The following is a 22205-nucleotide window of genomic DNA, read 5'->3' as shown; positions in this document are numbered from 1 at the left end:
AAGGAACCGCCACGCCGCCGAAGCGATCACTCACAGCCCCGCCGGACGGAGGAGGGGAACCATCAACTGGTCGATCATCTCCTCGATGTCCCGGTCGTTCCATTCACTGCCGCACATCTTCGACCGGTACATCATGATCGCCGGAATGGCGTCGAAGACGTAGCCGTTCGCCGCATCGGCCCGCACCTCCCCCCGCTCAATTCCACGGGTGATCACCTCTCGAAGCAACCGGATGGTCGGCTCCACGACCCCGTCGAAGATCACGCCATGGAAGCGCTCGGCCTGGAGCGTGTCGCATTCGTGAATCACCGAGCGCAGCGCGAAACCGGGGCGCGAGAACATCGCATCCCGCGCCTGCCGGCACAGCTCAAGCAGGTCCTCGCGCACGCCACCCAGGTCGGGAGCCGACTCGAAGGTCGGCAGCCCGGCCCGCAGCGCGTCGGCCACAAGGTCCTCCTTGGACGGCCATCGCCGATAGACGGCGGCCTTGCCCGTCTGGGCGCCCGCGGCGACGCCCTCCATGGTGAGGCCGTTCCAGCCGACCGTACTGAGCTGTTCCAGCGCGGCATCGAGGATCGCGCGTTCGAGCACGACGCCGCGCCGGCGAGGGGAGGCCGTCTGAGCGGGGGCGGCCGTCCAGCGCGAGGTAACCATCTGAGCGTCTCCAACGAACAAGGGAAGCGGGATTCCGGGGACAAGGGGCGGTGCGCGGCAACTACGGGGGAAACGCCGCGCGATGACGACTTCAGTGAACGCTTGCGTTCACTACTGGGGACTCACTACGGTTGACGCGACAGTGAACGCGAGCGTTCACTAAGGCACTTGTGGGGGACCCATAGTGACAACCTCTCAGTTGATCAAGGACCAGAAACCAGGTGCGGCCCGTCGGGAGGGGCATCCTGGTATCGCACTCACCGTCATCGCAGCCTGCCAACTCATGGTGGTCCTCGACGCGACGATTGTGAACATCGCACTCCCGCACATTCAAGAGGCGCTCAAGTTCAGCACCACCGACCTCACCTGGGTCGTGAGCGCCTACACCCTCACCTTCGGCGGTCTGCTGCTTCTCGGTGGCCGCGCCGGTGACATCCTGGGCCGCCGCCGGGTCTTCATGACCGGCATCCTTCTGTTCACGCTGGCCTCTCTGCTCGGCGGGCTCGCCCAGGAGCCGTGGCAACTGCTGGCCGCACGTGTGCTCCAGGGCGTGGGCGGCGCGATCGCCTCGCCCACTTCGCTGGCGCTCATCACCACCACGTTCCCCGAAGGCCCGGAACGGAACCGGGCGTTCGGCGTCTTCGCCGCAGTCTCCGCCGGCGGTGGCGCCATCGGCCTGCTCGCGGGCGGCATGCTCACCGAGTGGCTCGACTGGCGATGGGTGCTCTTCGTCAACGTACCGATCGGCATAGTGATCGCCCTGCTCACCCCGCTGTACATCAGCGAGTCCGAACGGCATTCCGGGCGCTTCGACATAGCGGGTGCACTGACCTCGACGGCGGGCATGGCGTCCCTCGTCTACGGCTTCATCCGGGCGGCCGACGAGGGCTGGCGGGACAGCCTGACCATCGGCTCCTTCGGCGCCGCGGTGGTCCTGTTGCTGGCCTTCGCGTTCATCGAGTCGCGGGCCAAGGAACCCATCACCCCGCTCAGGATGTTCGCCGACCGCAACCGCTCGGGCACGTATGTGATCATGCTCAGCCTGGCCGCGGCGATGTTCGGCATGTTCTTCTACATCGTTCTCTTCGTGCAGAACGTGCTGCAGTACAGCCCGATCGAGGCCGGTCTCGCCTTCCTGCCGGTGACGGTCGTGATTGCGCTCGGGGCGGGCCTTTCGCAGCGCTTCCTGCCGGTGCTCGGCCCCAAGCCGTTCATGCTCGTGGGCTCGGCGCTCACCGCCACCGGGCTGGCCTGGCAGACGCTCATCAGCGCCGACAGTTCCTACGTGGGCGGAGTGCTCGGACCGATGCTGGCGTTCGGCTTCGGTATGGGCCTGAACTTCGTGACGCTGACGATCACTGCGGTCTCCGGCGTCGCCCAGCACGAGGCCGGTGCCGCGTCCGGGCTGCTCAACGCCACTCAGCAGGTGGGCGGTTCGCTGGGCCTGTCCATTTTGACGACGGTGTTCGGCTCCGCCAGCAAGGACGAGGCGGAGAAGCAGCTGCCGAAGTTCATGGCCGAGGCGTCGCCCGAGCAGAAGGCGGAGTTCGCCAACACCCATCAGCTGCCGGGCTCCTGGGGCCACGAAGTGCTCACGCAGGGCATCTCGACGGGCTTCGTGGCGGCCGCCGCGATGGCCGTACTCGCCCTGGCCACCGCCTGGTTGGTGATCCGGGTCCGCAAGAGCGACCTGGAGGCCCTCGCCGGGACGGCGGGCCCGATGGCCGGCTGACCCGGCAGGACTGGCAACGGCAGAGCAGGCAAAGGACCGCGGGTGGCCGGATCGCGTCCGGGGGACCGGCGACGAGGACAACGAGCCGGCCATCCGCACCACCTCCCCGCCGACCGGCGTGGGACCGCCCCCGTTGCCACGGGAGTGCCGAAGCCCGACCCATGCGGCGGTGGCCACGACAAACAGCACGCCCAGCACCGACTTGCCCCCCATGGCCGCACCCCTGCCCCTCGTGTGTCACCTGCGTGTGCGGCCCCAGCGGTCGCACAGCAACTGCCACGACAACGGACCAGCAGTCACGCAGAGTTCCCGGCAGGCACAGAAAGTTATTAGAGGTCCGGCAGGGAGAAGATTCAGGCAGGCCAGAGCGGCGTTACACCGACGTCGGCACCCACGCAGGGAGTGCCTCGGTCCGCTCCGCCCACTCGGCCGGCATCGCCCCGGCCTTCCCGGCGCCGATCACCCCGCCCACGATGGCGCACGTGGTGTCCACGTCGCCGCCGACCTGCGCGGTCGTCCAGAAGGCCTGCTCGTAGTCACCGAGAGCCCGCGCCGCCGACCACAGCGCGAACGGCACGGTGTCGTGTGCCGTCGTACGCCGGCCACAGCCCAGGACGGCGGCGACCGTGGCCGCGTCGCCGTAGTCGAGCATGTCCCGGGCGCGTCGCAGGCCCGCTCCGACCGCGCTCTTCGGAACGAGGGCGATGACGTCGTCGAGGAGCGATTCGGGGCTGGGCGGGCCACCGGGCGCGGAGACCAGTGCGGCGGCCGCAGCGACGGCCATGGCGCCGACGACGGCCTCGCGATGCTGATGCGTGGGGTAGGCCGAGATCTCGGCCTGGTGGGTCGCCTGCTCCGGATCGTCCGCGTACCAGGCGCCGAGCGGCGCGATACGCATCGCGGCGCCGTTGCCCCAGGATCCCTGTCCGTTGAAGAGCGCGGCCGACAGCTCTCGCCAGTCGCCGCCCTCCCGGACCAGGCGCAGCAGCCGATTGACCGCGGGGCCGTAGCCCCGGTCGAAGTCGTGGCGCTCGGCGAAGGAGCGGGCCAGCGCGTCCTGGTCGATGCGGTGGTGGGCTGCCAGGACAGCCACCACGGAGCAGGCCATCTCGGTGTCGTCGGTCCACTGCCAGGGGCCGGACGGCAGCTCGCGCCGCTTCAGCAGCGGGTAGTTCACCGGCACGAAGAACTGCGAGCCCAGCGCGTCCCCCACCGCGAGTCCGCGCAGGCTGGCGAGGGCGCGGTCCAGGCGCCCTTCAGGTGAGGAATCAGCGGTCATCGCCCTGCCACTCTATCCGGTGATCCCGTACGGTTCCGGATCTCGCCAGCGTTCGAAAGGCCGGTCAAGCGTGTACTTGCCGTCGTCCCCGAGAACGAGCATCCGCATCTCCGCGTTCCCGGGGTTCGACAGTGATTCGAACTCTGCGACCGTCCAGTGGAACCAGCGCATGCAGAACAGCCGCATGGCCAGTCCATGGGTCACGAGCAGCACGTTCGGCGGATGGTCGGGGGCCTCGAAACTGCGGTACAGGCTCTCCAGGAAGTTGCCGACCCGGTCGTAGACGTCGGCACCGGACTCGCCTTGGGCGAAGCGGTAGAAGAAGTGCCCGTAGGCGTCACGGTAGGACTTCTGGAGGCGTACGTCGTCGCGATCCTGCCAGTTCCCCCAGTCCTGCTCGCGCAGCCGGGGCTCCTCGCGCACGCGTATGAGCTCGGGATCGAGGTGGAAGGCCCGGAGCGTCTCGTGCGTACGGCGGTAGGGCGAGACGTACACGCTCACTCGCTCACGGCCGAACACCTCCCGCAGCCGTTTTCCCGTCTCCTCTGCCTGCCGCCAGCCTCGCTCGGTCAGGGCCAGTGCGTGGTCGGGCTCACGCTCGTACACGGTGTCATCAACATTGCCCGTTGACTCTCCGTGCCGGACAAGGACGATGCGCCGTGGTCGTGCCATGCCAAAACCCTAGATCGAGTGACGGCCGATCGAGCACTCGTACGGGCCCCATACGGCGTACGTCACACATTTCCTGCACCACAGGTCACATCAGGGCGCACGAATCACAGGGTTTGGAATTCAAACGGTCCAGGCTGGTTCGAGATCCACGATGTCACCCGTGAGCGCCGCGATGTCCGCCTCCGTCTGGGCTCGCAGGGCCAGTCGCTCCACCCGCTCCGTGCGGTATTTTCCGTGCTCCGCGGCCGACCGCCACATCGACAGCACGAGGAACTCGTGGCCCGGCGCCTCGCCGAAGAGCCCGCGGATCATGCCGGGCGAACCGGCCATCGCGGGGTTCCAGACCTTCTCCTGCATGAGCATGAAGTGCTCGGCGCGGTCCTCATGGACACGGCAGTGGGCCACCCTGACCAGGTCCGCGTCGGTGAAGCGCGGCTCGAAGCCGGTCTTCACGTCGAAGCGGTGGTCGAAGAGCTTGACCTGTATGTCCTTGAAGGTGCCCGACTGGGCCGCCGCCAGCCTGTCGTGGGAACGGGCCATGAAGGAGTCGTAGAAGGAACGGCTCTCCCAGAACGAGAAGACGTGCACAACCCCCTGCCGCCCCCGGCTCCAGCCCCCACCCTGCCCCCGAAACCCCGGCTCCCCCAGAAGCCCCGCCCATTTTCGCTGCGCCCGCTCGAAGCCGCGGCGGTCCACCACGGTGCAGCGAATCCACTTGACCAGCACCGCGCCATGGTAAGGCCACGGAGCGTGGCGCCGGTCACGCTCGACAGGAGTGCTCCCCGGCGCGCGATCCCGCTCGCGTGGCAGGATGGACAACCGGCCTTTGCTGCTGGGCAGTTCAGGCCGACGGCATACGCGGAACGGGGAAGGGGAAGCCTGGTGAGCGCCATCAACAAGGGGATCCGGAAAGTCGAGATCTCGGTCAAGTGGGATCCGAGTCCGGCCGGGCAGCCGCCCACCGATCTGGACATCGTCGCCGCGACCTATCTGTCCAGTGACCCGTACGGGGATCCCGCCTACGTGGTGCACTTCGACAGCCGCTCTCCCGACGGCACGATCTATCTGAACCGGGACAGCAAGGACGGCAAGGGCTTCGGCTGGGACGAGGTCATGACCGCGGAGCTCGACCGGCTCGACAGCCGGTACGCGCGCGTGATGGTCGGAGTCGTGATCCAGCAGCGCCCGGCGCAGCGCACCTTCGTCAGCGTCATCAAGCCGGCCCTGCGCATCCGCGAGGGCTACACCGTCCTGGCCGAGGACGACTTCGGCGGTGTCCTGGGCTCGACGGCGACGACGGTCGCTGAGTTCGTACGCCAGGAATCGGGCACGTGGGACTTCCGCCCCGGCATCCACGGTTTCGAGGACGATCCGGAGACGTTCACGGCGACCATGGGCAGCATTCGCCAGCCCTGAGGCGCGCGGTGGCATACGGCAAGGAGGGGCGCCGACATTTGGTCGGCGCCCCTCCTTCTGCGCTTCCGTCAGGTCGCCTCAAGACCTACCCGACGGCCGGGGCCAGGCCCCTGTCCGGTGTCAGCTGCAGCCGCTGGTCGAGCCGCAGCCCTCGCAGATGTAGCACGAGCCGGCGCGCTGCATCTTCGTACCGCAGGAGAAGCACAGCGGGGCGTCGGCCTGGATGCCCAGCTGCATCTCCACCAGTTCGGCGCTGGTGTGGGCCTGCTGCGGGACCGCCTTGGCCGCTCCGGCGTCGGCCTTCGGGGTGGCGACGGCCTTCAGTTCCTGGGCGCGCGGCGCCGACTGGGCCAGGCCCTCGACGTCGACCTCGTCCTCGTTGGGCTCGTACGAACCCGTCTCCAGGTGACGCTGACGCTCCTCGGCGGAGTGGATGCCGAGCGCGGAACGCGTCTCGAAGGGGAGGAAGTCCAGCGCCAGGCGGCGGAAGATGTAGTCGACGATCGACTGGGCCATCCGCACGTCCGGGTCGTCCGTCATACCGGCCGGCTCGAAGCGCATGTTCGTGAACTTCGAGACGTACGTCTCCAGCGGCACGCCGTACTGGAGGCCGACGGAGACCGCGATGGAGAAGGCGTCCATCATTCCGGCGAGGGTCGAACCCTGCTTGGACATCTTCAGGAAGACCTCGCCGAGACCGTCGTCCGGGTAGGAGTTGGCGGTCATGTAGCCCTCGGCGCCGCCGACGGTGAAGGACGTCGTGATGCCGGGACGGCCCTTGGGGAGGCGCTTGCGGACCGGGCGGTACTCGACGACCTTCTCGACCGTCTCACGGATGGTGGCCTCGGCCTTCTCCGTGATCTCGGTCTTCTCCTTCTCCTTGGTCTTGGCGGAGAGCGGCTGGCCGACCTTGCAGTTGTCGCGGTAGATGGCGAGCGCCTTGACGCCCAGCTTCCAGGCCTCGAAGTAGATCTCCTCGACCTCCTCGACGGTCGCCGACTCCGGCATGTTGACCGTCTTGGAGAGCGCGCCGGAGATCCAGGGCTGGATCGCGGCCATCATGCGGACGTGGCCCATCGCCGAGATGGAGCGCTCGCCCATGGCGCAGTCGAACACCTCGTAGTGCTCGTGCTTGAGGCCCGGGGCGTCGACGACATTGCCGTGGTCGGCGATGTGGGCGACGATCGCCTCGATCTGCTCCTCCTGGTAGCCCAGGCGGCGCAGGGCCTGCGGGACGGTGCCGTTGACGATCTGCATCGAGCCGCCGCCGACCAGCTTCTTGAACTTGACCAGCGCGAGGTCGGGCTCAAGACCGGTGGTGTCGCAGGACATCGCGAGACCGATGGTGCCGGTCGGGGCGATGACGGACGCCTGGGAGTTACGGAAACCGTTCTTCTCACCGAGACGCTGCACGTCCTGCCAGGCCTCCGTGGCGGCGGCCCAGATCGGCGTGTCCAGGTCGTCCATGCGGACGGCCGTCGTGTTGGCGTCGGCATGCTGCTTCATGACGCGCAGGTGCGGCTGGGCGTTGCGCGCGTAGCCGTCGTAAGGGCCGACGACCGCGGCGAGTTCGGCGGAGCGCTTGTACGACGTACCGGTCATCAGGGAGGTGATGGCACCGGCGAGGGCGCGGCCGCCGTCGGAGTCGTACGCGTGGCCGGTCGCCATCAGCAGGGCGCCGAGGTTGGCGTAGCCGATGCCGAGCTGGCGGAACGCGCGCGTGTTCTCACCGATCTTCTGCGTCGGGAAGTCCGCGAAGCAGATGGAGATGTCCATCGCGGTGATGACGAGCTCGACGACCTTCGCGAAGCGCTCGACGTCGAAGGACTGGTTGCCCTTGCCGTCGTCCTTCAGGAACTTCATCAGGTTCAGCGAGGCGAGGTTGCAGGACGTGTTGTCCAGGTGCATGTACTCGCTGCAGGGGTTCGAGCCGTTGATACGGCCGGACTCCGGGCAGGTGTGCCAGTGGTTGATGGTGTCGTCGTACTGGATGCCGGGGTCGGCACAGGCCCAGGCGGCCTCGGCCATCTTGCGGAACAGGGCCTTGGCGTCGACCTCCTCGATGACCTCGCCGGTCATGCGGGACGTCAGGCCGAACTTGCCGCCCGTCTCCACGGCCTTCATGAACGTGTCGTTCACACGGACCGAGTTGTTGGCGTTCTGGTACTGGACGGACGTGATGTCGTCGCCGCCCAGGTCCATGTCGAAGCCCGCGTCACGCAGGGCGCGGATCTTCTCCTCTTCCTTCACCTTGGTCTCGATGAAGTCCTCGATGTCGGGGTGGTCGACGTCGAGGATGACCATCTTGGCTGCGCGACGGGTGGCGCCGCCCGACTTGATCGTTCCTGCCGAGGCGTCGGCCCCGCGCATGAAGGAGACAGGACCGGAGGCGTTGCCGCCGGAGGACAGCAGCTCCTTGGAGGAGCGGATGCGGGAGAGGTTCAGGCCGGCGCCGGAGCCGCCCTTGAAGATCATGCCCTCTTCCTTGTACCAGTCGAGGATCGACTCCATGGAGTCGTCGACGGCCAGGATGAAGCAGGCGGAGACCTGCTGGGGCTGCGGCGTACCGACGTTGAACCAGACGGGGCTGTTGAAGCTGAAGACCTGGTGCAGGAGGGCGTACGCCAGCTCGTGCTCGAAGATCTCGGCGTCGGCAGGCGAGGCGAAGTACTTGTAGTCCTCGCCGGCCTTCCGGTACGTCTTCACGATGCGGTCGATCAGCTGCTTGAGGCCGGTCTCGCGCTGCGGGGTGCCGACGGCACCGCGGAAGTACTTGCTGGTGACGATGTTGACCGCGTTCACCGACCAGAAGTCGGGGAACTCGACGCCACGCTGCTCGAAGTTCACAGAGCCGTCGCGCCAGTTGGTCATGACGACGTCACGGCGCTCCCAGGCCACCTCGTCGTACGGGTGCACGCCGGGGGTGGTGTGGATGCGCTCGATACGCAGTCCCTTGGCCGCCTTGGTGCCCTTGGCGCGGGAACTCCGTGCCGGACCGCTCGCCGTCTCTGTCATGCCGCCTCCCTGTACGGGCTAAAACGCCCTGAAGTGCCCCGATGTTCCCCGTGGCACGGTGTTCTGTCTGGTGCTGCGGGCACCCTCTGATCGCCACCCGCAGCAGGTCTTCTGTCGCCGCTTCACGGCCGGATCCGGAGTCCGAGGACCGGAGCCGGCCCGCCTCAGTCGGCGGCGCTGGCGGGAACGGGGACTTGTCCAGCCCCTCCGGACCCGCGATCGTCTTCCCGGCCCCCCGTGACAGGTCCTGCGTCGTCTTCGCGGTCGTCGTCGTCCGCGGCGGGGCTCCCCGTCACCACCCTCAGTTCCGCGATCGCGGCCTCGAAGTCCTCAAGCGAGTCGAACGCCCGGTAGACGGAGGCGAATCGCAGATAGGCGACGAGGTCGAGCTCCTGCAACGGGCCGAGTATGGCCAGCCCCACGTCATGGGTGGTCAGCTCGGCACTTCCGGTGGCCCGCACCGCCTCCTCGACCCGCTGGCCGAGCTGGGCGAGAGCGTCCTCGGTGACAGGTCGTCCCTGGCATGCCTTGCGCACACCGTTGATGACCTTGGTACGGCTGAACGGCTCGGTGACTCCGGACCGCTTGATCACCATCAGCGAGCACGTCTCCACGGTCGTGAAACGACGGGAGCAGTCTGGACACTGACGGCGCCTGCGGATCGACGTGCCGTCGTCGGTCGTACGACTGTCGACGACACGGCTGTCGGGGTGCCTGCAGAAGGGGCAATGCATAACTCCAACCCTCCTCACAGCAGACTCAATAGCCTCGCTGGGCCTCATGGGCCCCTCGAAGCAGCCCCAAGCATAGGCGATCTCCGAGCGTCCAAAGACCCGGGGGACCACAACTTCTGGGCTGCTGCTGCAATCCAACCACTACATGTGGGGATTGGCTCATACACGCACACCCTGCGCGCGTGTCGCGTACGCACGGTCACGCACTGTATGACCACAAGGCCACGACACACACGTGCGTGCACAGCCGTATCCCCGCGACACATACGGAGATACCGTGAGCGCCACACGGAGGGGACGTGCGACTCCCGCACAGATGGGGGTCACTCCACGGTTGATCCGATGCCGGATGGCAGACTGGGGCGACAACCCACGAGGTCGTACGCCGACGGTGAAGAGTACAACAATGGGCCCCTTTGTCCGCCGGCAAGCGCGTTAGCCATACACCCAGACACATGATCACGTCAGGCGATTCGCGATTTTTCACTCGAACGTGTGTTTGGCGCAACCTTTCGAAAGCAACTACCGTTGTGCAGCAGGGAGACCATCGAGAGGGGCCGACGTGACCACCACCGCAGACAGTGCCACCATCACTGCCCAGGACCGCTCCCAGGGCCGACTCGAGCCGGTGCATGCGATGAACGAAGCCATGAATCCCGAGGGACACAAGCGCTCCCTACCGGGCCGACCTCCTGGCATCCGGGCGGACAGCTCGGGGCTCACGGACCGGCAGCGCCGAGTGATCGAGGTCATCAGGGATTCGGTGCAGCGGCGTGGCTACCCGCCGTCCATGCGGGAGATCGGCCAGGCGGTCGGACTGTCGAGCACGTCCTCGGTCGCACACCAGCTGATGGCACTGGAGCGCAAGGGCTTCCTCCGCCGCGACCCGCACCGCCCACGCGCGTACGAGGTGCGCGGCTCCGACCAGGCCGCCTCCGTGCAGCCCACGGACACCGCCGGCAAGCCCGCCGCGTCGTACGTCCCGCTGGTCGGCCGCATCGCCGCCGGTGGCCCGATCCTCGCGGAGGAGTCGGTCGAGGACGTCTTCCCTCTCCCCCGGCAGCTGGTCGGCGACGGCGAGCTCTTCGTGCTGAAGGTCGTCGGTGACTCGATGATCGAGGCCGCGATCTGCGACGGCGACTGGGTCACGGTCCGGCGCCAGCCGGTCGCCGAGAACGGCGACATCGTGGCCGCCATGCTCGACGGCGAGGCCACCGTCAAGCGATTCAAGCGCGAGGACGGCCATGTCTGGCTCCTCCCGCACAACTCGGCGTACGAGCCGATCCCGGGCGACGACGCGACCATCCTGGGCAAGGTGGTAGCGGTGCTGCGCCGCGTGTGACGGCTGCGGCGGGCGATGCCGAAGTGCATCGCTCTCTGACCGGGCCCCGGAACCCCTGCGCCGGTTCCGGGGCCCTGTGCTGTTGTAAGCCCCGTTGCCAGGGGCTGCGCCGCTCTGGTGCATGGCGGCAGGTGCATGGCGGCAGCCGACGTCGGCGAATACCGGATCAAGGGATGCCAGATTGAGGCTTGGCCTGTCTCGAAGGATGAGGACGGGGAGTTGGCCTGTCGCGGCATCGTGACAGGCCGCCCTCATCACTGCGGCTGATCCGCCTGCGCCTCCGCCTCTGCCTCTGCCTGCTTCGCCGCCGCGTCGATCGTGGCCAGCGACTTTCGGACCTGATTACGGTCCGTCGTGTACCAGAAGTCGGGCAGTGACGCCTTCAGATAGCTCCCGTACCGGGCCGTGGCCAGCCGCTGGTCCAGCACGGCGACCACGCCTCGGTCCCCCGATGCCCGTACGAGGCGGCCGGCGCCCTGGGCCATGAGCAGCGCGGCGTGGGTGGCGGCGACCGCCATGAAGCCGTTGCCGCCGGCGTCCTCCACGGCCTTCTGGCGGGCGCTCATCAGCGGGTCGTCCGGGCGCGGGAACGGGATTTTGTCCATGACGACCAGCTGGCAACTGGGACCGGGCACATCGACGCCCTGCCAGAGGGACAGGGTGCCGAACAGGCAGGTCTTCGAGTCGGCCGAGAAGTTCTTGATCAGCTCGCCGAGCGTCTCCTCGCCCTGGAGGAGGATGGGGAACTCGGGGATGCGCGAGCGAAGTTCCTCGGCGGCCAGCTGGGCGGCCCGCATGGAGGAGAACAGGCCGAGCGTGCGGCCCCCGGCCGCCTGGATCAGTTCCGTCAGCTCGTCGAGCATGTCGATGCGGTCGCCGTCCCGCGCGGGACGGGACAGGTGCTTGGCGACGTACAGGATGCCCTGCTTGCGGTACTCGAAGGGCGAACCGACATCCAACCCCTTCCACTGCGGAAGGTCGTCTCCCTCCGTCCCCTCGGGAGCCAGCCCCATGGACGCGCCTACACCGTTGAAGTCACCGCCCAGCTTCAGGGTCGCGGAGGTCAGGATGACGGAGCGGTCCTCGAAGAGCTTCTCTCGCAGTAGTCCTGACACCGACATGGGGGCCACGCGCAGGGAGGCGCCGAAACGGTCGTGCCGCTCGTACCAGACGACGTCCCACTCGGAGCCGTTGGTGATCCGCTCCGCCACGTCGTGCACCGACTCGACCGAGGCCAGCGCCTGCTTGCGGACCGCGTCCTCGTCCTGCACGGATTTGTCGCGCGTCGCACCGATCGCCGAGATGACGGTGCGGCACGCGTCGCGCAGCGCCATGAGCGCGTAGGCGAGGTCCTCCGGGATCTCCTCCAGGCGGCCTGGCAGGGCCAGCTCCATCAGCCGTTCGAAGCCCTCGGCGGCGGTCTGGAGCTGGTCGGCGGCCTTCTCGTTGGCGAGCTTCGCGGCGCGGCGTACCGCGCGGTTGACCTGGCCGGGAGTGAGTTCGCCGGTGGCGACTCCGGTGACCCGGGAGACAAGTTCGTGCGCCTCGTCGACGATCAGGACCTCGTGCTGCGGGAGGACGGGGGCGCCCTCGATGGCGTCGATCGCGAGCAGCGCGTGATTGGTGACGACGACCTCCGCGAGCTTGGCCCGCTCACGGGCCATCTCGGCGAAGCATTCGGCGCCGTAAGCGCACTTCGAGGCGCCGAGGCACTCCCGCGAGGACACCGACACCTGGGCCCAGGCGCGGTCGGACACGCCGGGCGTCAGGTCGTCGCGGTCGCCCGTCTCCGTCTCGTCCGACCAGTCGCGCAGCCGCAGCAGGTCCTGGCCCAGCTTGCTGGTGGGTGCGGCTGCCTCGAACTGGTCGAAGAGGCCCTCCTCCTCGTCCTGCGGGACGCCCTCGTGCAAGCGGTGCAGGCACAGATAGTTCGACCTGCCCTTGAGCATCGCGAACTCGGGGCGACGGCGCAGCAGGGGGTGCAGTGCGTCGACGGTGCGAGGCAGATCCCGCTCCACGAGCTGGCGCTGCAGCGCCAGGGTGGCCGTCGCCACGACGACTCGCTCCCCGTGCGCGAGCGCGGGCACGAGGTAGCCCAGCGACTTTCCGGTGCCGGTGCCGGCCTGGACCAGCAGATGGGAGTCGCCGTCGATCGCCTCCGCGACGGATTCGGCCATGGTCACCTGGCCGGGGCGCTCCGTACCGCCGACGGCAGTGACGGCAGCATGCAGGAGTTCGGGGAGTGAGGGCTTTGTCATAGCGCGACCACCCTACGGCCCGGCACTGACAAACGGGTGGTCGCGGTGGGGACGGGGGACGGGATCAAGACCGGGGGTTCCTCGGGTGGGTATCGGATCGGTTCGGGTGCGTGTGGGGTCGGTTCGATTGAGGTCAGGGATGGTTCGCGTGAGGTCACGGATGGTTCGAGCGCGATCGGGGTTGGTTCGGGTGCCGTCCCGGTCGGTTCGGAGGGAGCCGGGGCCGATCGGGTTTGGGCGAGGGCGGTCGGTACTGGTGCCGGGTTGGACGCTCCGTGAGGCCATCGGCTTGTTGAGTGCGGTGGCGGCGCGAGTGCGGTGCTGGGTGAGTGCAGTGCTGGGTGAGTGCAGCCGCAGCATGTATGCGATGGCACCCCGGACCTGAGTGCAATCTGCGTCGGCCACCCTGGAGCGGAATCCGGGTCAGCTGGTCAGGAGTGGGAACCGGATCGGCGCGAGCGGTGTACCAAAAGTGACGGCACTGCGACATGGCGTCACAGAAGGTGGCGCAGGCTGCGGTCTCTGACCATGAGGGCGGCCCGCTTGGCGGGCAGCTCGATCTCGGCGGAGAACCGGAAGCCGGCGCTTAGGAAGGCCGCGACGGAAGGGGTATTGCGAATGTCGGGTTCAGCGACGACGCGAGCACAGGCAGGCCGCCTGTCGAGTACGAGGTCGGCGACGGCTCGGAGCAGAGTGCCACCGAGTCCTCTCCCACGGTCACCGACGGCACCGATGAGGAGATGGACTCCGGTGTCATGGGGCCGAGCCGGGTAATGCCGGGCCAGTGGGTCGAGGTCGGCACGATAGATCTCCCAGTAGCTCATCGGCGTGTCCTCCAGCATGCCCAGGCACGGAACGCTGCGCCCGTCACCGGTGAGCTGCGACCGCAGATGCTCCTCGGCCGCGTTCTCAGGCCCGCCGAGTCCCCAGAACGCCGCGACGGCTGGGTCTTTCATCCACCGGTCGATGATCGGAAGGTCTCGCTCGACACGCACGGGGACGAGGTGGAGCACTCCCGCTGGTGTGCTGATCGGCCCCCAGTCGGCCACGCGGTCGAGTAGATCTTCGGCGGTCAGAAGGAAGGACGTGGGATAGGCCGTACCCGCACCAGCCGGGCTCCGGCCTCCATCCGCATCGGTGTCCTCCGTGAAGAGCGCGATGAACTCGTCGGGCAGACGCAGGTCCAGCGTGTCCTCGCAGTCTGCATCGTCCGCGCCCTCGCCGGCGGTCGTGTCGATCGGACTCACACGAGTACCCGGGCTCGTGGCGATGCCGATCTCGGTGAAGGGGGCTGTACCGGCGTTGGCACTGGCGTCGGTGGGAGGCACGGCGACACTCCTCTCAGGAGGCGGGGTGGGTCATGTACCCGAGAGATGAAGGGGGTTGGTGAACAGCAGAGGCCTTGGTCAGGGATGCAGGGAGCGAGCGGTGTTGGTCAGGGATGCAGGGGGTTGGCAATGGTGACGTAGACGGACTGGGCGTCGACCGGGCCGACGAGTTCATCGAGTCCGTGCAGCCGGGTCAGCAGGTTGGCCTTGGAGCGCAGGACCGGTGAGTCGAGAAGGTGGGCCGGCAGTGAGGTGCGCAGCCGGGTAGGGCCGGTGGCCGCATCGCTCAGGAAGCGACGGAAGGCGGCGAGCAGCAGTTGTTCGTCGGCGAGACGCTGAGAACCGAACGCTCCGATGAGACCGAAGACGTTGTTGATCGCGAGGTAGTACGCGAAGCGCTCGTCGGCGACTTCGTCGGAGACGAAGGTGTCGCTGTGCTCACCGATGCCGGGCAGTCGGGCGTCGAGGTCCTCGTGCCGGGACTCACGGAAGTAGTAGCCCTGGTTGTCGCGGTACCGACCACCTGAAGGCCAGCCGTCGCCGTCCAGCAGGAGCAGCGTGTTCTGTTGGTGTGCCTCCAGGGCGATTCCGGCCTCGGCGTCCAGCCACAGCACTGGCCGGACGACCTGTTCGAGGTAGCGCAGGAACCACTCGGCGGCAACGGCACCACGAGGGCGGCCTGTCCTGGCGGCGAGGCGCGCAATCACGTCGGCGAGACGAGACGGCAGGGATTGCTCGTCCGGCCGGGGGCGACCCGCAAATGCGCCGGCCTGTGCCTGAGGGCGGGGCGAGACGAGTCCAGCCACGCAGGACACGTCGTCGGAGGGCTTGAAGGGGTTGTGCCGGATCATCACGTCGAGGCCGGCCACGGGACCACCGTCCGGCCCGTCGACGGCGAGCCAGGCCGGGTCGCGCACGATGTCGAATCCCGGGTGCGCGGCCTGCCATTGCGTCGAGAGGCCGCTGCGCAGGAGTCGGTGGACCTCGATGCCGCGGTGCAACTCCTTGCGGAGGTTCTCACGCCGGGAGTTGGTGATGCGCAGGCCCAGCGACAGCTTGAGCATGGCCGCGGCGTCGGATCTGTGGACGGTTCGAACGGAGGAGGTGGGATGCCATGGGGCTCCATTGGCGCCGAGGTCCCGGAGTAGTCCGGCATCGAGCAGGGCCGCGGTCTCGGGACGATGCAGGGTCTCGCGCAACTGCCAGGGGTGCAGGGGCAGGGCCGCGTACCCGTCAGGCAACGGCAGGCCATGCCCTGCCAGGCGGGCCGTGAGCTGGGCGGCCGGCACGATACGGCCGCGCTCGGTCCAGGCCGAGTCGGTGGCGAGGAGGGAAGGAGCGACAGCCAGCCAGTGCAAGGGGAAGGAGCCACGCAACTCGGGTGAGTACAGCCGTGCTTCGGCGTCGGAGAGACCCTCGCGGCTCTTCGGGGTCGGGTGGAGTGGGTGTCCGAGTGTGAGTGCCTGCTCGGCGTCGAGGAAGAGGTCGGAGCCTTCGGCGGGCCTGTCCCGGTATTCGCTGATGAAGGAGACGGTGCGTCGGACGGAGTCGGCGACACGGGCGACGAGGTCGGTGGCAGCGGACGCGCTGTCGGCTCCCCCGTCGGTCTCACGGGTGAGCAGTGCCGCCAAGGTGACGGCGTCGGTTGGTGGCGAGTTGTCGGGTGCGTCGGCGAGGCGTGGGAGGCCGAAGCGGTGCCACCCCGTCGGGGACCAGTAGCGGACCGGGATCAGCAGGGCCGCACCGGTGGCTGGCAGGGGGATGCGGAGGATCCCGTTGTCCGGTGCCGGGATGGTGGTCTCACGTACCCAGCAGCGGAGCAGGTTCTCCACGGCGGCGGCCTGAGCCGCGGTGTGCGGGTCGGGATGCTCCAGGAGGTCGGAAACGGCGTCGCGCAGCCGCCTGGTGCGCGGGGTGCCTACCGGGGCCGGCGCCCGGAACGGCACCTGTGCGGCGACTCCCTGCCCCGACGCCTGCTCCTGCGGCGCTCCTCTCTCCAGTGCTGGGGCACCTGCTTGTGCGGGGGGAACTGCCTCTGCGGGAGAACCCTGGGTGAGGCAAGGCCCCCATGTGGATGGAGGTGCCTGTCTGGACGCCCCCACCGGTGCGGCAGCGCGTCCCTGCCCGCGAGGGGCCGGTGGGGGCGTCGATAGGGGGGTGGTGATCAAAGCTGGTCCTCTTGAGGTGGTTCGGGCTCGTGCAGCGACGGCCGACGTTCTGCGGTGAGTGAGGGGCGGGCGTGCGCTTGAGGGGGCGCGTTCTGAAAGTGCGGTGGGAGGGGGTGTCCGTTGAGGGCGAGGTTGGGAGGGGGAGCGATGTGTCGCTCGGGAGCGAGTCGTAGCCCAGGTGTGGATGGGTCGATGGGCATCGGCGCGAGGGCAACAGGCGGAGCGCGGGTCGGCACGCCCTCATCGGCTGCTGTGCTAGCCGGCCCAATCGGCCCGGTCGTCGTACTGACGGCGCCGTGGGTTCGACTGATCTCCGCGGCCGTGACCTGCGTGGCCGCGGGACACCGCGTCCACCGCATCGGCCAGCCGGTCGAGTACGGCGGCTGCCTGTTCGTCGCTGATGGTCAGGGGTGGAAGCAGCCGTACGACGCTGGAGTGACGGCCGCCGAGTTCGACGATCAGACCACGTCGCAGGCACTCCCGCTGGACGGCGGCTGCAAGCTCGGGGGCGGCGGGTCGAGGGCGGGGACCGGGGCCCAGTGTTGTCTCCGCTCCGGCGCCTCGTCCGGTGGGGGCACGGCCTGCCGAGCGGCCACCCGCTTTTCCGGCATGGTCGAGCCCTACCAGTACGCCGTTTCCGCCTCCAAGGCGACCGACATCGGCCGCAGCTCCCCCGTCGGCCTGACCGGGAGCACCCGCACCCTCTTCAGCAGCAGTCGGATGCGCCGGCCCCGGCCGTCTGCCCGCGCCATCGATCCCCGCCAGGGCTGCCGGGCGTCCCTCGTCACGCCCGGAGCGGTCCTCCGGCTCCACCACCTCGACCCCGATCATCAGACCCCTCCCCCGGACATCGCCGATGCAGGCGAACTCCCCTGCCAGCTGCCGGAGTTGGCTCAGCATCCGCGAGCCCAAGTCGGCCGCGCGCTCGGCGAGACCGTTCTCGCGGACGTAGGCGAGGGTTGCCGTGCCGGCGGCCATGGCGAGTTGGTTGCCGCGGAACGTGCCTGCGTGGGCGCCGGGTTGCCAGGCGTCGAGGTCGTCGCGGTAGACGATGACGGCCAGCGGAAGGCTGCCGCCGATGGCCTTGGAGAGGACCATCACATCGGGAGTGACGCCGCTGTGTTCCACCGCCCAGAAGGAGCCGGTGCGCCCGACCCCCGTCTGGACCTCATCGGCGATCAGGGGGATGGACCGGTCGGCCGTGATCTGCCGCATGCGTCGCAGCCAGCCGTCGGGCGCGGGGATCACTCCACCCTCGCCCTGGACGGGTTCGAGGATCATCCCGGCAGGGCGCGGGACACCCGACTTGGGGTCGTCGAGGACGGATTCGGTCCAGCGGGCGGCGAGTTCGGCGCCGTGTTCGCCGCCGACGCCGAAGGGGCAGCGGTAGTCCTGCGGGTAGGGCAGGCGGGCGACCCGTACGTCGTAGGCGCCCCCGGATGCTTCGAGCGCTCCGGCGGTCATCCCGTGGTAGGCGCCGCTGAAGGCGAGGATTCCGGTGCGTCCGGTCGCGGCCCGGACGAGCTTGAAGGCGGCCTCCACGGCATCGGTGCCGGCCGGTCCGCAGAACTGCACGCGCGCGTGGTCCGCGAGACCCGGCGGCAGGGTCTGGAACAGCTCGGTGATGAAGGCGTCCTTGACGGGGGTCGCCAGGTCGAGGACGTGCAGGGGCGCGCCCGAGTCCAGGACCTTGCGGATGGCGTCCAGGACGACCGGGTGATTGTGTCCGAGCGCCAAGGTCCCGGCGCCCGAGAGGCAGTCCAGGTAGCGGCGGCCGTCCGCGCCCTCGATGGTCAGTCCGCGTGCTCGCACCGGGACGATCGGCAGGGCGCGCGCGTAGGTGCGGGCTGCCGACTCGCGCGCCGACTGTCGCCGCAGGATCCCCTCGTGTACGGCGCGCGCCCCCGCCGACTCGGTCGTCCCCCCGCGCAAAGATTCGGTCACGGCCATGGCTCCCTGTCCTCCCGCTGTCCAGGGGCGAGCAGGTCTCACACATCCTCGCCCGACCCGACATACGAAGCCCCGCGAGCGTCCACTCGAAACTCCGGGGAACTGGGCACTGGGGACCGCTCACGGACCCCAGGCCCCCCGCCGCTACCAACCGCGGACCGTTCACCGGGTTACGGGTTGCCTCAAGATCCTTGCCGTACCGAAACCGTCGCTACGACGACGGACACCCGGCAGGGGCGCGGGATCGAGGGATCTCGGCCGATGGCGGCCGTCGCGGGGCCGGCCCGGTGTCGGGATCCGCGGGCCGGAGTGGATCCCGACGTCTTGAATTCCGAGGAGTACGCCTTGAAGGCCGCCACCGCCCGGGGCAGGCAGTTGCCGGTCGTCAGCGAGTAGGCACCAGGTTGTCCGACGGGGCCCCGAGACATCGAGAGAGCAAGGGCGCGAGGGTGGCGGCGACGCCGGAGACGAACAGACCGAGGGTGGTCACCAGGAGGGTCTTCTCATCTTGACCGGTTGGTCGTGGCATGCCCCGCCTCGTCCCGCGCCCACCCCGCGCCCATCCATGTGACCTTCCTCTCTCCCCACGCGGGTCGGACGCACGCCGACCCGGTGGAAATGAGGCAGTGGATGCACATACGGCGCATGGGCAGCGCACGGCGGTTGCGCGGCCCGGGACCTGGCAGTTCGCTGGTTTTCCCGGACGATTGCCAGGTCAGAGCGCCCGTAGCGAAACCGTTGCCGTTCCGTCGGAACTCCCCCACAGCGACCGCATAGTGTGTGATGCCGTCCCGACGCGCCGTGTCATCACGCGGAACCAGCCAGTGATCAGCGGGAGTTCATGACCGCGGCGCCCAGCACTGCCACCTCAGGGGGAGTTCAGATCATGCGATCGATACGGCCGTCGTTCACCGCTCGCCGAGGGAGGAGCGCGCGCCGCAGAACCTCCCCGCTGCCCGTGGTCGCGCTCGCCGCGGCATTGGCCCTCACCGCCACGGCCTGCGAGTCGGGCGATGCCGAGGCGGGCGGCGAAGCCACCGCGTCCGCGGCGGCCGGGGGTGAAGGAAAGATCACGATCCCGCAGGACATCAAGGACAAGCTCAAGGAGCACGGGATCGATCTGGACAAGTGGAAGGACGGCGCCTGGAAGCAGTGGGACAAGGACGACTGGCTGCGCGAGGCCAAGGACTACATCAACCCGATCATCGAGGGTCTGTGGGACCCGGACCGTATGCGAAAGGCCGAGGACCCGGACCGCGGCGTCGACGAGAGCGACCTCTCCGGTGACCAGGGTGTGACCGACCCGACGCCGCAGCCGGTGGACGCGCAGGCCGTGTCGCCTACGTACCACGCCAACGCCCCCGAGGCGGGCAAGGTGTTCTTCGACTCCCCCGAAGGCACGATGGTCTGCTCGGCGACGGTCGTGCAGGACCCGGCCAACCCCGGCAAGTCCAACATGGTGTGGACCGCGGGCCACTGTGTGCACGCGGGCAAGAGCGGCGGCTGGTACCGCAACATCGCGTTCGTGCCCTCGTACAACGACGCGGGCAAGGACGCCGCGCAGTTGAAGGGCGTCTCCAAGGAGGAGGCCGCTCCGTACGGTGTCTGGTGGGCCGACTGGGCGCAGACCTCGGAGCAGTGGATCGCGCAGGGCGGTCCGACGGGCGGCAACGGCGCCTCGTACGACTTCGCCGTACTGCATGTGAAGCCGGAGGCGGGCGGCAGCGGCAAGTCCCTTGAGGAGACCGTGGGTTCGGCCCTCCCGGTGGAGTTCAACGCCCCGGCCGTGCCCGATGTGGACAGCATCAAGGCGATCGGCTACCCGGCCGCGGCGCCGTTCGACGGGCAGAAGCTCTACCAGTGCCAGGACAAGCCGGGCCGGCTGTCGATCGCCGCTTCGGACCCGACGATGTACCGCATCGGCTGCACGATGACCGGCGGTTCGTCCGGTGGCGGCTGGGTCGCGACCGGCTCGGACGGCAAGCCCGCGTTGGTGTCCAACACCTCGATCGGACCGGTGGATGCGGGCTGGCTCGCGGGCCCGCGGCTGGGCAAGGAGGCCAAGGGCATCTTCGACTCGGTGAGTGACAAGTTCGCCGGACGGTGACGTTCGCGCGATGCCGGTCAGTGACGCCGCCAGGTGGTCGGTGACGGCTCCGTAGGCGTCGGCGGCAGGGCGGTGGGGAAACCTTCACCGCCTCACCGCCGTTAGCCCTCAACCCCACGGGCATAGTGGGGTGTCGTGTCCGAGGGGCCGCACCGCAGGGTGCACCGACCCTCGGGTGCCAAGCACACGTTCCAACGGGGGGTACCGCACCATGCGTTCCACATCTACGCCCACGGCGCCACGTCGCAGACGCCGCTCCGTCCTCGCCGTCACCGGCCTCGTCGCCGCCCTCGCCCTGACCGCGACCGCCTGTGAGGGCTCGGCGCAGGACAAGGCGAGTGACAAGGCCGACGCGGCCGCGTCCCAGGCCGCCGAACTCGGCGACGGCAAGATCAAGATCCCGGCCGACATCGCGGACCAGCTCAAGGAGCACGGCATCGATGTCGACAAGTGGATCGACGGCGGCTGGCAGGACTGGGACAAGGACAAGTGGCTCAGTGAGGCCAAGGACTTCGTCAACCCGGTGATCGAGGGCCTCTGGAAGCCCGATCGGATGCAGTCGGCCAAGGAGGCCAACAAGACGATCACCACGCAGGACGCCGCCGCCGACCAGGGCGTCAGCGACCCGGAGCCGGCGCCCGTCCGGGCGACGGCCGAGAAGACGCCGTACCACGACAACGCCGCGCCGGTCGGCAAGGTCTTCTTCGACTCCCCCGACGGCCCGGCCGTCTGCTCCGGCACGGTCGTCAAGGACGTCAACCACCCCGGCAAGTCCAACCTCGTCTGGACGGCCGGCCACTGTGTGCACGCCGGTGCCGACGGCGGCTGGTACCGCAACATCGTCTTCGCCCCCTCCTACAACGACCTCGGCAAGTCCGAGGCGCAGCTGGGCAACGCCACGGCCTCGGAGGTCACCCCCTACGGCAACTGGTGGGCCGACTGGGTCTCGACCTCGAACGAGTGGATCCAGGGCGGTTCGGAGACGGGCGGCGCGGGTGCCGCGTACGACTACGCCGTGCTGCATGTGAAGCCGGAGCAGGGCGCCAAGTCCCTTGAGGAGACGGTCGGCGCCGCTCTCGACGTGGACTTCTCGGCGCCGTCGGCGACCGACGTCGCCACGATGGGCGCCTGGGGCTACCCGGCGGCACCGCCGTACAACGGCCTGCAGATGTTCAAGTGCCTCGACCGGCCGGGCCGCCTTTCGCTGAGCCCGACCCTGCCGACGATGTACCGCATCGGCTGCACCATGACCGGCGGTTCGTCGGGCGGCGGCTGGTTCCGCGTGGAGAACGGCGAGACCAAGCTGGTGTCGAACACATCGATCGGCCCGGAGAACAACACCTGGCTCGCGGGACCGCAGTTGGGGACGGGTGCCGAGGCGGTGTACCAGAACATGAGCAGGACGTACGGCGGTCGGTGACCGTCGCGCGCTGACACACGCGGAAGGCCCCCCCCCCCCGCCAGGGGGGGGGGCGCCCCCCGTTGAACACCGTCCCCGCCGGCCGCCCCCCGCCCGCGGATCCGGGGGGCGCCCCGCTATAAGTCGGGAC

The 22205-nt window shown here is 68.8% G+C and carries 15 protein-coding genes; 5 read left to right on the top strand and 10 right to left on the bottom strand.

The window, feature by feature from the left end; all coding sequences use genetic code 11:
- Positions 1-30: 30 nt before the first annotated feature.
- Complete coding sequence (locus tag ACFWYS_RS34770; RefSeq protein ID WP_384777522.1) at positions 31-654, bottom strand: TetR/AcrR family transcriptional regulator; 624 nt, start codon at positions 652-654, stop codon at positions 31-33.
- A 184-nt stretch (positions 655-838) separates the two neighbouring features.
- Between ACFWYS_RS34770 and ACFWYS_RS34765 the strand changes: the two genes are divergently transcribed.
- Complete coding sequence (locus ACFWYS_RS34765; protein WP_384777519.1) at positions 839-2386, top strand: MFS transporter; 1548 nt, start codon at positions 839-841, stop codon at positions 2384-2386.
- Between the two features lie 373 nt (positions 2387-2759).
- On the opposite strand, the gene ACFWYS_RS34760 is transcribed toward ACFWYS_RS34765, so the two are convergent.
- From ACFWYS_RS34760 to ACFWYS_RS34750, 3 genes are all read right to left on the bottom strand, one after another.
- Entirely contained in the window at positions 2760-3665 is a 906-nt protein-coding gene (locus ACFWYS_RS34760) for an ADP-ribosylglycohydrolase family protein (protein ID WP_384777516.1), read from the bottom strand.
- Positions 3666-3677: 12 nt separating this feature from the next.
- Positions 3678-4337, bottom strand: coding sequence for a histidine phosphatase family protein (locus tag ACFWYS_RS34755; protein WP_384777513.1), 660 nt, complete (start codon positions 4335-4337; stop codon positions 3678-3680).
- Positions 4338-4457: 120 nt separating this feature from the next.
- Positions 4458-5063 (bottom strand): YdbC family protein, encoded by a 606-nt coding sequence (locus ACFWYS_RS34750; protein WP_384777511.1) that lies wholly within the window; start codon positions 5061-5063, stop codon positions 4458-4460.
- Between the two features lie 156 nt (positions 5064-5219).
- Between ACFWYS_RS34750 and ACFWYS_RS34745 the strand changes: the two genes are divergently transcribed.
- Positions 5220-5753, top strand: coding sequence for a TerD family protein (locus tag ACFWYS_RS34745; protein ID WP_384777508.1), 534 nt, complete (start codon positions 5220-5222; stop codon positions 5751-5753).
- Between the two features lie 120 nt (positions 5754-5873).
- Here the strand turns inward: ACFWYS_RS34745 and ACFWYS_RS34740 are convergent, their stop codons facing one another.
- Both ACFWYS_RS34740 and nrdR read right to left on the bottom strand, forming a co-directional pair.
- Positions 5874-8768 carry a vitamin B12-dependent ribonucleotide reductase gene (locus ACFWYS_RS34740; RefSeq protein WP_384777506.1) on the bottom strand — a complete coding sequence of 965 codons (2895 nt, stop codon included), beginning with the start codon at positions 8766-8768 and terminating at the stop codon, positions 5874-5876.
- Positions 8769-8932: 164 nt separating this feature from the next.
- Positions 8933-9502 (bottom strand): transcriptional regulator NrdR, encoded by a 570-nt coding sequence (gene nrdR / locus ACFWYS_RS34735; protein WP_384777503.1) that lies wholly within the window; start codon positions 9500-9502, stop codon positions 8933-8935.
- A gap of 562 nt (positions 9503-10064) precedes the next feature.
- Between nrdR and lexA the strand changes: the two genes are divergently transcribed.
- Positions 10065-10844, top strand: a complete 780-nt coding sequence (lexA, locus tag ACFWYS_RS34730; protein WP_093911680.1) for a transcriptional repressor LexA — start codon at positions 10065-10067, stop codon at positions 10842-10844.
- Between the two features lie 254 nt (positions 10845-11098).
- Here lexA and ACFWYS_RS34725 read toward each other — a convergent pair whose 3' ends face one another.
- The 4 genes from ACFWYS_RS34725 to ACFWYS_RS34710 form a co-directional block, all read right to left on the bottom strand.
- On the bottom strand, positions 11099-13102 hold the full coding sequence (locus tag ACFWYS_RS34725) for an ATP-dependent DNA helicase (RefSeq protein ID WP_384777499.1): 2004 nt from the start codon (positions 13100-13102) through the stop codon (positions 11099-11101).
- Positions 13103-13596: 494 nt separating this feature from the next.
- Positions 13597-14430, bottom strand: a complete 834-nt coding sequence (locus ACFWYS_RS34720) for a GNAT family N-acetyltransferase (protein WP_384777496.1) — start codon at positions 14428-14430, stop codon at positions 13597-13599.
- Positions 14431-14537: 107 nt separating this feature from the next.
- Complete coding sequence (locus ACFWYS_RS34715) at positions 14538-16376, bottom strand: IucA/IucC family protein (RefSeq protein WP_384777493.1); 1839 nt, start codon at positions 16374-16376, stop codon at positions 14538-14540.
- 477 nt (positions 16377-16853) lie between these two features.
- Positions 16854-18548 carry a diaminobutyrate--2-oxoglutarate transaminase family protein gene (locus ACFWYS_RS34710; RefSeq protein WP_384777490.1) on the bottom strand — a complete coding sequence of 565 codons (1695 nt, stop codon included), beginning with the start codon at positions 18546-18548 and terminating at the stop codon, positions 16854-16856.
- A gap of 886 nt (positions 18549-19434) precedes the next feature.
- Between ACFWYS_RS34710 and ACFWYS_RS34705 the strand changes: the two genes are divergently transcribed.
- Both ACFWYS_RS34705 and ACFWYS_RS34700 read left to right on the top strand, forming a co-directional pair.
- Positions 19435-20655, top strand: coding sequence for a trypsin-like serine peptidase (locus ACFWYS_RS34705; RefSeq protein ID WP_384777487.1), 1221 nt, complete (start codon positions 19435-19437; stop codon positions 20653-20655).
- A 211-nt stretch (positions 20656-20866) separates the two neighbouring features.
- Positions 20867-22075 carry a trypsin-like serine peptidase gene (locus tag ACFWYS_RS34700; RefSeq protein WP_384777484.1) on the top strand — a complete coding sequence of 403 codons (1209 nt, stop codon included), beginning with the start codon at positions 20867-20869 and terminating at the stop codon, positions 22073-22075.
- Positions 22076-22205 lie beyond the last annotated feature (130 nt).

Source organism: Streptomyces sp. NPDC059010 (assembly GCF_042740355.1).
In the GTDB taxonomy this organism is placed as follows: domain Bacteria; phylum Actinomycetota; class Actinomycetes; order Streptomycetales; family Streptomycetaceae; genus Streptomyces.
Note: the sequence above shows the minus strand (reverse complement) of the source record. Positions and strands in the feature narration are given on the sequence as shown.

Coding starts and splice junctions, on each gene's coding strand:
- ACFWYS_RS34755 (WP_384777513.1), bottom strand. CDS start 4,337: ATGGCACGACCACGGCGCATCGTCCTTGTCCGGCACGGAGAGTCAACG.
- ACFWYS_RS34740 (WP_384777506.1), bottom strand. CDS start 8,768: ATGACAGAGACGGCGAGCGGTCCGGCACGGAGTTCCCGCGCCAAGGGC.
- ACFWYS_RS34770 (WP_384777522.1), bottom strand. CDS start 654: ATGGTTACCTCGCGCTGGACGGCCGCCCCCGCTCAGACGGCCTCCCCT.
- ACFWYS_RS34705 (WP_384777487.1), top strand. CDS start 19,435: ATGCGATCGATACGGCCGTCGTTCACCGCTCGCCGAGGGAGGAGCGCG.
- nrdR (WP_384777503.1), bottom strand. CDS start 9,502: ATGCATTGCCCCTTCTGCAGGCACCCCGACAGCCGTGTCGTCGACAGT.
- ACFWYS_RS34710 (WP_384777490.1), bottom strand. CDS start 18,548: ATGGCCGTGACCGAATCTTTGCGCGGGGGGACGACCGAGTCGGCGGGG.
- ACFWYS_RS34700 (WP_384777484.1), top strand. CDS start 20,867: ATGCGTTCCACATCTACGCCCACGGCGCCACGTCGCAGACGCCGCTCC.
- ACFWYS_RS34725 (WP_384777499.1), bottom strand. CDS start 13,102: ATGACAAAGCCCTCACTCCCCGAACTCCTGCATGCTGCCGTCACTGCC.
- ACFWYS_RS34760 (WP_384777516.1), bottom strand. CDS start 3,665: ATGACCGCTGATTCCTCACCTGAAGGGCGCCTGGACCGCGCCCTCGCC.